Annotated in this window: 8 protein-coding genes; 3 read left to right on the top strand and 5 right to left on the bottom strand. The window is 48.6% G+C overall.

What is annotated here, in order from left to right; all coding sequences use genetic code 11:
• The 3 genes from secG to ACJ2PR_RS26125 form a co-directional block, all read right to left on the bottom strand.
• Positions 1-194, bottom strand: a 194-nt coding sequence (secG, locus tag ACJ2PR_RS26135) for a preprotein translocase subunit SecG (RefSeq protein ID WP_446879148.1), incomplete at its 3' end; no start/stop codon positions are given.
• 35 nt (positions 195-229) lie between these two features.
• The gene (gene gpmI / locus ACJ2PR_RS26130) at positions 230-1,828 is read right to left on the bottom strand and encodes a 2,3-bisphosphoglycerate-independent phosphoglycerate mutase (RefSeq protein WP_446868863.1); all 1,599 of its coding nucleotides are present in this window, start codon (positions 1,826-1,828) and stop codon (positions 230-232) included.
• Between the two features lie 225 nt (positions 1,829-2,053).
• Entirely contained in the window at positions 2,054-3,772 is a 1,719-nt protein-coding gene (locus ACJ2PR_RS26125) for an ABC-F family ATP-binding cassette domain-containing protein (RefSeq protein WP_446860943.1), read from the bottom strand.
• A gap of 171 nt (positions 3,773-3,943) precedes the next feature.
• Between ACJ2PR_RS26125 and hisIE the strand changes: the two genes are divergently transcribed.
• Positions 3,944-4,591: a bifunctional phosphoribosyl-AMP cyclohydrolase/phosphoribosyl-ATP diphosphatase HisIE gene (gene hisIE, locus ACJ2PR_RS26120; RefSeq protein ID WP_446879147.1), complete on the top strand. Its 648-nt coding sequence runs from the start codon at positions 3,944-3,946 to the stop codon at positions 4,589-4,591.
• Between the two features lie 283 nt (positions 4,592-4,874).
• Here hisIE and ACJ2PR_RS26115 read toward each other — a convergent pair whose 3' ends face one another.
• Both ACJ2PR_RS26115 and ACJ2PR_RS26110 read right to left on the bottom strand, forming a co-directional pair.
• Complete coding sequence (locus ACJ2PR_RS26115; RefSeq protein ID WP_446879146.1) at positions 4,875-5,645, bottom strand: hypothetical protein; 771 nt, start codon at positions 5,643-5,645, stop codon at positions 4,875-4,877.
• 201 nt (positions 5,646-5,846) lie between these two features.
• Positions 5,847-6,386, bottom strand: a complete 540-nt coding sequence (locus ACJ2PR_RS26110) for a DUF1415 family protein (protein WP_446860946.1) — start codon at positions 6,384-6,386, stop codon at positions 5,847-5,849.
• Between the two features lie 360 nt (positions 6,387-6,746).
• On the opposite strand from ACJ2PR_RS26110, the gene polA reads away from it, so the two are divergent.
• Together polA and ACJ2PR_RS26100 are read left to right on the top strand one after the other, a co-directional pair.
• On the top strand, positions 6,747-9,650 hold the full coding sequence (polA, locus tag ACJ2PR_RS26105; protein ID WP_446879145.1) for a DNA polymerase I: 2,904 nt from the start codon (positions 6,747-6,749) through the stop codon (positions 9,648-9,650).
• Between the two features lie 93 nt (positions 9,651-9,743).
• Positions 9,744-10,571 (top strand): class I SAM-dependent methyltransferase, encoded by an 828-nt coding sequence (locus tag ACJ2PR_RS26100; protein WP_446879144.1) that lies wholly within the window; start codon positions 9,744-9,746, stop codon positions 10,569-10,571.
• The last annotated feature ends 3 nt before the right edge of the window (positions 10,572-10,574 follow it).

The following is a 10,574-nucleotide window of genomic DNA, read 5'->3' as shown; positions in this document are numbered from 1 at the left end:
CCGATAAACAAAACGGTGAGAATCCAGGTTGCTCGATTTAAGGTCGTTTCGGCACTCTTGGTACTCGTAAAGAGTTGAGCCTGCCCACCCAAACCACTCAGTCCATCCCCTTTGGGACTATGCAACAGCACGAGGACAATCATCCCCGCCGCACAAAACATCCAAATCGCTTTCAAAACGTAAACTGCTGTCATCGTCACAATTCCACAAAACAACTGATAATTCCAGATTACCTGGCAATCTTCACAGGTGTCCGATTTTTACGAACCTCAAACCCGGCAGACTCGATAATCGATCGCCCCGTCATCTCAGAAGGTTGATCCAGCCTGAGAATGTCGAGAATCGTGGGGGCGATATCTGCCAGACGACCATCTTCTCTCAGCGCCACATCCGTCCCGTGTCCCGGAATCTTTAGCCCTTCCCCTTCTACCAGGATAAACGGAACGGGATTTGTCGTGTGCGCCGTCCAGGGGTTTCCTTGCTCGTCCCACATCAGTTCTGCGTTGCCGTGGTCTGCAATGATGATCGCCGTTCCCCCAGCACGATTGACGTTTTCTAATAGACGACCGAGACATTTATCGACCACTTCTAGAGCAGTCACCGTCGCATCCATTTGTCCTGTGTGACCGACCATATCGGGGTTGGCGTAGTTGATCACAATTAGAGAATAAACTTTCTTTTCAACGGCGGCGACGGCCACATCGGTTACAGCCTCGGCAGACATTGCGGGCGCACTGTCGTAGGTCAACACCATCGGACTCGGCACCAACTCTCGATCTTCACCCGGAAAAGGATCTTCTAGTCCGCCGTTAAAAAAGTAAGTAACGTGGGCGTATTTTTCAGTCTCCGCAGTACGAAGCTGGCGCAATCCGTGTTGAGAAATCACTTCACCGAGAATATTATTCAAATTTTGCGGCTCAAAGGCCACCAAAACAGGGAAATGGGGATCGTACTGGGTGAATGTGGCAAACGAGAGCGGTTGAATCTGTTGACGATCGAAGCTATTAAATTTGGGATCGACAAAGACCTGAGTGAGTTGGCGGGCCCGATCGGGGCGAAAGTTAAAAAAGATCACGCCGTCTCCCGCTTCTAGTGCGCCAGGGGCAATGCGGGTGGGCAATACAAATTCATCCGTTTTGCCTGCGTCGTAGGAGGCTTGCAGTACTTCCAAAGCAGAACGCCTATCGCCAGAGCCGTCCTGGGTCATCGTGTCATAGGCGAGTTGTACCCGATCCCAGCGGCGATCGCGATCCATTGCATAATAACGACCGCTGAGCGTTGAAATCTGTCCGATGCCGATACGAGCGATCGCAGCTTCAATCTGGCCGACCGCCTCCAATCCATCGTGGGGCTGGGTGTCTCGCCCGTCGGTAATCACATGCAGGCAGACTGTTTGAATGTTTTGTGCCTTAGCCAATTCAAGTAGCCCAAACAGATGAGTCAAATGAGAATGTACGCCTCCCTCAGAACACAAGCCCACCAGATGTAGCTTGCCGTTACTCTGCCGCACGTCTTCACAAACTTTGACTAACTTAGGATTTTTGAGCAGCGTACCATCTTCGACCGCATCTGAGATTCGCACCAGTTCTTGAGGAACGACTCGACCCGCCCCGATATTGAGATGTCCCACTTCTGAGTTGCCCATTTGACCATCCGGCAGCCCAACATCTTTGCCAGAAGTCCGAATCAACGTGTGAGGGTAGACTTCCCACAAGCTGTTCATCACGGGTGTGTTAGCGGCAGCAATGGCGTTCCCGTCTTTGTCTTCGCGATAACCCCAGCCGTCTAAAATAATTAGCACTACAGGAGAGACAGGCACCTGCGCCATAGTTGAACGCCCTTCCACTAAATATTTCTCCGCAAATGATACCACTGCAACTGAGACCCTTTAACGCCCAAACTCCCGACAAAGTTAATCTGTTTGAGGAGTAAAGAGTGGGTTAAGAAGGCGACAGGGATTGAACCCAATCGCTCAAGGCAATCTTAGCAATCAGTAATAAATGGTTAAATTACAGACTGTCTGTTTTGTTTAACCTCTACCTTTGTACTTAGATCAGCGAGCCTTTTGCGTTTTCTTTGCCTTTTCTTTCTCTTTCTGTTTTTCTCGCTTGGATTCCACTTTTGCGGTTTTTTCGGCTTCGATCGCCATTAGTTTATTTTTCTCTTTTTCTTCAGCAATTTTATCGAGATAGTAGTGATAATCTCCCCGATAAAGACGCAGTTCTCCGTCTCGAATTTCGACGACTTTATTGACGGTTTGTGAGATGAAATAGCGATCGTGCGACACAATAATCACGCTGCCATCGTAGTTTTGAATCGCCTCTTCGAGCATCTCTTTGGCAGGAATATCAAGGTGGTTGGTCGGTTCATCTAAGATCAATAAATTGGCGGGACGCAACAGCATTTTTGCCAACGCAAGTCGGGCTTTTTCGCCCCCGCTGAGAGATTCTACTTTTTTGAACACGGTGTCTCCACTAAAGAGAAATCGACCCAACAGCGTCCGCACTTCTTCATTCGTCCACTTCGGAACTTCGTCGTGAATGGTTTCGACAACGGTTCTTTGTAAGTCGAGGGCTTCGGCTTGATTTTGCTCAAAATAGCTGGGCAAAACGTTATGATCCCCTAACTTAATGCTGCCGTCGCTGGGGTTTTCCATACCCATAATTAAGTGCAGCAAGGTCGATTTTCCGGCTCCGTTGGGCCCCAAAATGGCAATGCGATCGCCCCGCTCGATTAGCAACTCAGCCCCCAAAAACAAAATCTTTTCGCCATAGGTGTGCACGAGATCCTTGATGATCACCACTTCTCGACCACTACGAGGAGCCGGAGGAAAGCGAAAATGCAGCGATCGCACATCTGAATCAGGTGCCTCAATCCGCTCAATTTTGTCTAACTGTTTCTCGCGGCTCTTGGCTTGAGTACTGCGGGTGGCACTGGCCCGAAAGCGATCGACAAAGGTTTGCTGTTTTTCTAATTCTTTTTGCTGGCGCTCAAAGGCGCTCATTTGGGCATCCCGCAGTTCGGCTTTTTGGGCTAAGTAGGCGGAATAGTTACCGAGATAGGTGGTAGATACGCCGCGCTCAGTTTCGACAATTTGGGTGCAGAGGCGATCGAGAAATTCCCGGTCATGAGAGACGATTACCATCGGGGTAGACAAGCCTTTGAGGTAAGTTTCGAGCCACTCGATCGTTTCTAAATCTAAATGGTTGGTCGGTTCATCCAAGAGCAGCAGATCGGGTTTTTGCAGAAGAATTTTGCCCAAACTCATTCGCATTTGCCAACCGCCACTAAAGGCACTGACTAAGCGATCGCCGTCTTCGCTCTCAAACCCCAGTTCCGGCATAATTTTCTCAATGCGAGACTCTAAGCCGTAGCCGTCTAAGGCTTCAAACCGTCGCTGTAGCTTGTCCATTTTGTGGATCAGCTTGTCCAATTCCTCCGGGTCAGCCGTCTCCATCGCATGGTGAACTTTGGACAGCGCTTCATGAACGTCGTTGGCTTCTCCAAAGGCTCGCCAAAATTCTTCTCGAACGGTGCGTGTGGGATCGACTTCAAATTCTTGAGTCAGGTAAGCGATGTGTAAACTCGCCGGACGAATCACCTCACCCGTCGTCGGCTCCATTTCGCCTGCAATGATCTTCAGCTGCGTCGATTTGCCAGCCCCATTCACGCCGACCAGACCGACTCGATCGCCGGATTTGACCTCCCAGTTAATATCTTTTAATACTTCGCCAGTGGGATAAATCTTACTGACGTGTTCGAGTCGCAGCATGTTGGGAGGCTCCAGAGGAATCGGTTAGGGATTGTTGCAGGATAAACAAATCGTAACAAGAGATGGAGAGATTGTGAAAATCCTCTTTGCCGTGATCGATCTGAAACGTCCTCAGTCAATGAAACTCGCAAATGATATCGTGAGCAGGTGAATGATTAGTGTCTCTTTGCCATGTCAGCTTCCGAATCTCTTTCCGCGCAGTCGATCCCAGTTGGAAAAATTCAGTATGACGATCGGGGTCTGGTTCCTGCGATCGTGCAAGATTATCTTGATGGCACTGTCTTGATGATGGCCTGGATGAATGCGGATTCGCTACAAAAGACCTTGGAGACGGGCGAAACCTGGTTTTGGAGTCGATCGCGTCAGGCATTTTGGAACAAGGGCGCAACGTCAGGACACCTTCAAAAGGTCAAAGCAATTCGGTATGACTGTGACAGCGATGCTTTGTTGGTGACTGTAGAGCAGATTGGGGAGATTGCTTGTCACACAGGAGAGCGCAGTTGTTTTCATCAGGTGAATGGCACGATTACGCCGCCGCCTGCCGATACGCTGTCTCAGGTGTTTGAGGTGATCTGCGATCGTCGGGATCATCCCAGTGAAGGCTCTTACACTCGCAAGCTATTGGATGGCGGCGACAACACAATTCTTAAAAAAATTGGCGAAGAAGCTGCCGAAGTCGTAATGGCTTGTAAAGATGATGATCCCGATGCGATCGCCGGGGAAGCTGCCGACTTGCTCTATCACACATTAGTCGCAATCGCTTACCACAACGTCGATCTCAAAGCTGTCTATCGCAAACTTCAGGAACGCCGCCGATAATGATGACTTGCAATGGAATGAGAATTGAATAAGGTCGTTTACTGCCAAGTTACTTCGCCCCTAAATCCCCCATTCTGGGGAACTTTGAGATCAAAAAATTCTGGAATTCAAAATGGGTTCGAGCTTCAAAGTCCCCCAAATTTGGGGAATTTAGGGAACTGCAACCCATTGAAACGAAGCCAAAATCAACTGACCAGGCATATTTGGAAAATTTCAGGTTAATAAACTCGCGTTCCTAAGCGGGGAGGGCGATCGTACTGACGTTGAGTTATTCTCCCCTTTCTCAGAACGGTCGGCGAGGGGACGCGCTAAATTTGTTGCGATCGAGCGCAAAGTCTCCATCCACAAACGCCCCGACTTCGGTGCCTGCTTCGTAGGTCATGTTTTTGCCCTTGAATAGCAGTGCCAGTGGGTTGATGATCGCCGCAACTGCAATGATCCCTCCTGACGTACCGCCGCCGCCTTCTTTACTGCCGCGCAGAGCCACCCGTTCGCCGCTGACCAAGGTGACTTCTTTGATGGCGATCTCTAGTTTGCCTTTGCGTCCGAGCATTCCAGAGCGTTTGACATCGGTGACAACACCCTTGGCGCTGGCACCTTTAGCAATCACCACTGCATTGCTGATAACCACATCTTCTGCGACTTCAAACTCGATCGGGTCGTTCTTCTCCGCATTTTTTGAAGAAACGGTTTGCTTAAACTTGAGCTTGATTGGAGTGCCATCGGCCAACCCAAAGGTCAGAGCCGGGGTTGCAGAAGCGGGAGGTAAAGGTTGTCGCGTTTGGCTGATTTTAATAACAGGAGTCGCATTGGCTATGCTCGGAAAGTAAGTCGCCATTGCGACAACATCTAACCCAACAAACAGCGCAGACATGACAACAAGAGCCTTCTTCATGGGTATGGTTCCTGAGAGTATGTAGAGATTGAGAAGTTTGGGCAAAGTGCCGATCGAATCGACAAGATTTGCCCCGGCGATCGCAGACCCGATGAGATTTTGTTTGAACCAGAAGCCTACAGCAGACTTGAGAATAATCTCGGTTTTGTGTGCCCCCATAGTCATCACCGTCCAAACTTGCTTTTACGCCAAAAAGCTAACTTTCATTCAAAAACACTGTCAAGGTTTTCGTGAGAAACGATCAACAGCTTTATGGGTCAGACTAGGTTACAAAAATCGCTTTTTTAACTAAGTACAGAAACATTTAAAGGATCAACAGGGATCAACGCTGCAAACTCCTGTGTAGACCGATCGCAGGACTCAAGGATCTTCTTTTGCAGGAGTCGATCGCGGATAACCCACTGAGTTGAGCGCTTCGGGTGTCCAATTGTCGTAGTAGTGCGTGGTTGCCAATCGAGTCGAGGCTTGCGTGAGTTTGTTGATCGATTGAATGGTCAAATTGAGAAAGGGGTCTTGTCGAGTCCGAACGCCCTGAATGTTAAAAGCATCGTCGGGGTGTCCTCCAAATGCAGTCAAGTCAAGTGGCTGAAGGTGTGTATTCAAACGATCGACTTGTTGTTGAAAGCGGTCAAAACTCGTCACCTGGCAGTCAGGATGGATTAACAGCAAAACGTCATGCTGTCTGGTTTGAGCAAATTGATGAATCATCTGCATCAACGGCGAAGACGACGTGAGATCATCCAATCGAAATCGCTGCACCTGAAAGTCAATTTTGTGGTGCAGCCGGGCCTGCTTGGCAAATGGACAAATCGGCAAACCTCCAAATACGGGATGTGGCTGCTCTAAAACATCCTGCAAATATTGAGTCATCGCAGCAATCACGCTCGCTGTTTCTGGCATTCAGCCTCTCCTCACGGTTGGACTTTGGACTTCGGACTCTGAACCTCGGACATTGGATCTTGGGCGTTGCTGAATCAGGGGGTGTGCCCCAAAGCGGCGGGAACCCCAAGGTTCAAAGTCCCCCAAAATTGGGGATTTAGGGAGCGAAAAGATGGACACTTCCCACAGATTCATCCCTTCAATCAGCAACGCCGGATCTTGGACTTTGGACAGAGCAAATTTTAGTTTAAGGTCTAAGGTTCAATGTGTAATATTTGACCTTCAACGCTCTCTGTTCACCGTCTGACGTCTTCTTCAATCCCCCGATTCCCCCGGACGCTCTTCGCTAAAATAGAATCTGTCCCCTGCCGAGCCTTTCCCTTGACTGCCACTTCTCCCAAAATTGTTCTTGTTGATGGTCACTCCCTGGCCTTTCGCTCTTATTTCGCGTTTGCCAAAGGTCGAGATGGCGGACTTCGGACTTCGACTGGGATTCCGACTAGCGTCTCTTATGGGTTTCTCAAAGCGCTGCTCGAAACGATCGACCTCGAACGCCCCGATTATCTAGCGATCGCCTTCGATTTGGGGGGAGCGACCTTTCGCCACGATGCCGATGATACCTACAAAGCCGGCCGACCCGAAGCGCCCGAAGACTTTATGCCTGACCTGGAAAACCTTCAGGAATTGCTCAAGGCGATGAATCTGCCGATCGTCGTCACGCCGGGATATGAGGCTGATGATGTGATTGGGACGCTGACTCGCAAGGCCAAGCAGGAAGGCTTTCAAGTCAAAATTTTGAGTGGCGATCGCGATCTGTTTCAACTCATCGATCCCGAAGAACAGGTGAAAGTGCTCTATATGAGTACGGTCTACGGCAAGGGAACTCAGCCGCCACGAGAGTTTGGCATCGCGCAGGTTAAAGACAAGTTGGGCGTTTTGCCGTCTCAGGTGGTGGACTTTAAGGCGCTGTGTGGCGACCCGTCGGACAATATTCCCGGCGTAAAAGGGATTGGCGAAAAGACGGCCGTGCAGCTTTTGACGACCTACGGAACGCTGGAAAATGTGTATGCGTCGATCGACGAGATCAAAGGAGCCGTCAAGAAGAAACTGGAAACCGGAATTGAAGACGCTCGACACTCGCAATGGATGGCGCAAATTCATCTCGATGTGCCGTTGGAGATTGATCTCAAATCCTGCCAGCTACACGGGTTTGATGAAGCGGTTGTGTTACCTCTTTTCGAGAAATTAGAGTTCAAATCCTTTCTCAATCGGGTTAAAAAATGGCAACAACAGTTGAGCGGCGAATTTGTGGAAGACAAGCCTGTTGCCGAGCCGGATCAGCCGTCTGCTAATGTTCCTCGATTTGAGAGTGACGATCTGTGGTTCTTTAGCGCCGAAGATACCGAAAATGCCGAAAAGATCGAAGCGGTCACGATTTCACCTCAGATCATTGACACGCCCGAAAAACTGGCTGACCTGATCGAAATTCTGCAAACCTGTACCAATCCAGAAATTCCGGTCGCCTGGGACACTGAGACAAATTCTCTAGAGCCGCGAGATGCTGATTTGGTGGGAATTGGCTGCTGTTGGGCAGATCAGTTTGACTCGGTTGCTTACATTCCTCTGGGGCACACGTCGGGCGGCAATCTCAATAAAACCACGACCCTCGAAGCGCTGCGTCCGATTTTGGAAGGGAGTCAATATCCCAAAGTGTTGCAAAATGCCAAGTTCGATCGCCTTGTTTTGCGCTTTCAGTCTATTCATCTAGAAGGGGTCGTCTTTGACACGATGTTGGCCAGCTATGTGATCAATCCCGAAAGTAGCCACAAACTGAGCGATTTGAGTCAGCGCTATCTCAGTACCCAATCTCAAGACTACGAAGATCTGGTGTCTAAGGGACAAACGATCGCGGATATTCCGGTTTCCAAAGTCGCCATCTATTGCGGATTGGATGTGTATACGACGTTTCATCTCGTGCCAAAACTGCGATCGGAGCTACAGGCCCTTCCTCAACTGCATCGCTTGTTATTGGAAGTTGAGCAACCGTTAGAACCAGTGTTGGCAGAAACGGAAGCGTGCGGTGTGCGAATTGATCAGGCGTATCTCAAAGAATTCTCGAAAAATCTGGAGCAGGATTTACACAGCCTTGAGCAACGTGCTTATGAGTTTGCGGAGGAGAAATTTAGCCTCGGATCGCCCAAACAACTGAGTGAATTGCTGTTCGATCGCCTGGGACTCGATCGCAAAAAATCACGCAAAATCAAAACAGGCTATTCCACCGATGCGGCAACCCTTGAGAAGCTACAGGGCGATCATCCCGTCGTCGATTTGATTTTAGAACATCGCACGCTCTCAAAGCTGAAATCAACTTATGTAGACGCTTTGCCGACGCTGGTTCGGCCCGATACACATCGAGTTCACACAGACTTTAACCAAACGGCGACTTCAACAGGGCGGCTGTCTTCCTCTAATCCCAACCTGCAAAATATTCCCATTCGTACGGCGTTTAGTCGTCAGATTCGCAAGGCATTTATTCCGCAAGACGGCTGGCTGATGGTGGCGGCAGACTATTCACAAATCGAGTTGAGAATTCTTGCTCACCTGAGTCAAGAGCCTGTCTTACTAGAAACTTACCGCAACAATCAAGACGTTCATACGCTGACGGCTCGACTATTGCTTGACAAAGAAGAGATCAGTTCTGAAGAACGCCGTCTAGCAAAAATTATTAACTTCGGGGTGATTTACGGCATGGGTTCCCAGCGGTTTGCACGAGAAGCAGGCGTGTCTCCCTCTGTTGCCAAAGAATTTATCGAACGGTTTAACGATCGCTACTCCCGTGTGTTTGCCTATCTCCAACAAATGCAGCGAGAAGCGATCGCCAATGGCTATGTCGAGACGATTTTGGGACGACGACGCTACTTCAGGTTTGCCAGCGAGTCATTACAAAAACTGCGCGGTCGAAAGCCCGATGCGATCGAGTTAAATAAACTTAAACTCCGCGATCAGTTTGATGCGGGATTATTACGAGCCGCCGCCAACGCTCCTATTCAAGGGTCTAGTGCTGACATTATCAAGATTGCCATGATTCGCCTGCACGAGCTACTCAAAGACTATCAAGCAAATCTGTTGCTGCAAGTGCATGACGAACTTGTGTTTGAAATCCACCCCGACGACTGGAAAAGCTTAGAGCCTCAGATCAAATCCACAATGGAAGACGCTGTGCAATTAAGTGTGCCGCTATTGGTAGAAATTCGTGCGGGACAAAACTGGATGGAGACGAAGTAGCAGAGCGTGGGAATTAACTGTTAGACATTGAACATTAGACATTGAACAGCAGCATTTTAAGCCCCTGTTGGGTCTTTGCCTTTGCAAAATGATATGCAGAAAGATGACGGCGATCGATTAAATAAGGCTCATCAGGTTGGTGAAAGTAATCGAGAAATCTATGGCGATCGTAGCATCGTGCAATATTACACTCAGTTGAATTTGCTCCAGCCTGCCGAACAAATGATTCTAGATTTGCTGAAAGATCAACTGTCAACGATGAAGATGCTAGACATCGGAGTAGGCGGGGGACGCACCACTCAACACTTCTCTCAACTTGTAAGAGACTATGTTGGCATCGACTACTCCACACAGATGGTTAAAGCTTGCCAAAAGCGCTTTTCAGCTTCTCCTCAGTCTTTGAAGTTTGAGGTTTGCGATGCTAGAAATATGAGTCAATTTGCAGACAACTCTTTTGACTTTATTTTGTTTAGCTTTAATGGAATTGATTATGTTTCACAGAGCGATCGCTTGACAATTTTCCGAGAAGTTAGCAGAGTCGGTAAGCCAGGAGCCTATTTCTTCTTCTCAAGCCACAATCTCAATGGAATTGAACCAGAATTTAATTGGAGAAATCGAATTAAATTCAATCCTTTGGCTACCTATGTCAATCTAGTGATGTTGGCTCTACTACGCTTTTTTAATCGGTCGATCGAGCTTGATCAACTCAAGACTGCTCCTCATGCAATCATCAAAGACGAATCTCACAACTTTCGCCTCAATACTTACTACATTAGACCTCAAGCACAGATCACTCAACTAGAAATAGACTTTAGCAATGTGCAAATTTATTCCTGGCAAAGTTGTCTAGAAATTACTTGTGAAACTGAGTTGTCTTCTAATACAGATATGTGGCTTTACTACTTGTGTACAGTTAATTGATCA

The sequence above is a fragment of the Phormidesmis sp. 146-33 genome, from assembly GCF_052939515.1.
Note: the sequence above shows the minus strand (reverse complement) of the source record. Positions and strands in the feature narration are given on the sequence as shown.

What these genes read in the sequence shown, in the direction of transcription:
- gpmI (WP_446868863.1), bottom strand. Translation starts at nt 1,828, where the DNA reads ATGGCGCAGGTGCCTGTCTCTCCTGTAGTGCTAATTATTTTAGACGGC.
- ACJ2PR_RS26125 (WP_446860943.1), bottom strand. Translation starts at nt 3,772, where the DNA reads ATGCTGCGACTCGAACACGTCAGTAAGATTTATCCCACTGGCGAAGTA.
- hisIE (WP_446879147.1), top strand. Translation starts at nt 3,944, where the DNA reads ATGTCAGCTTCCGAATCTCTTTCCGCGCAGTCGATCCCAGTTGGAAAA.
- ACJ2PR_RS26115 (WP_446879146.1), bottom strand. Translation starts at nt 5,645, where the DNA reads ATGGGGGCACACAAAACCGAGATTATTCTCAAGTCTGCTGTAGGCTTC.
- ACJ2PR_RS26110 (WP_446860946.1), bottom strand. Translation starts at nt 6,386, where the DNA reads ATGCCAGAAACAGCGAGCGTGATTGCTGCGATGACTCAATATTTGCAG.
- ACJ2PR_RS26100 (WP_446879144.1), top strand. Translation starts at nt 9,744, where the DNA reads ATGCAGAAAGATGACGGCGATCGATTAAATAAGGCTCATCAGGTTGGT.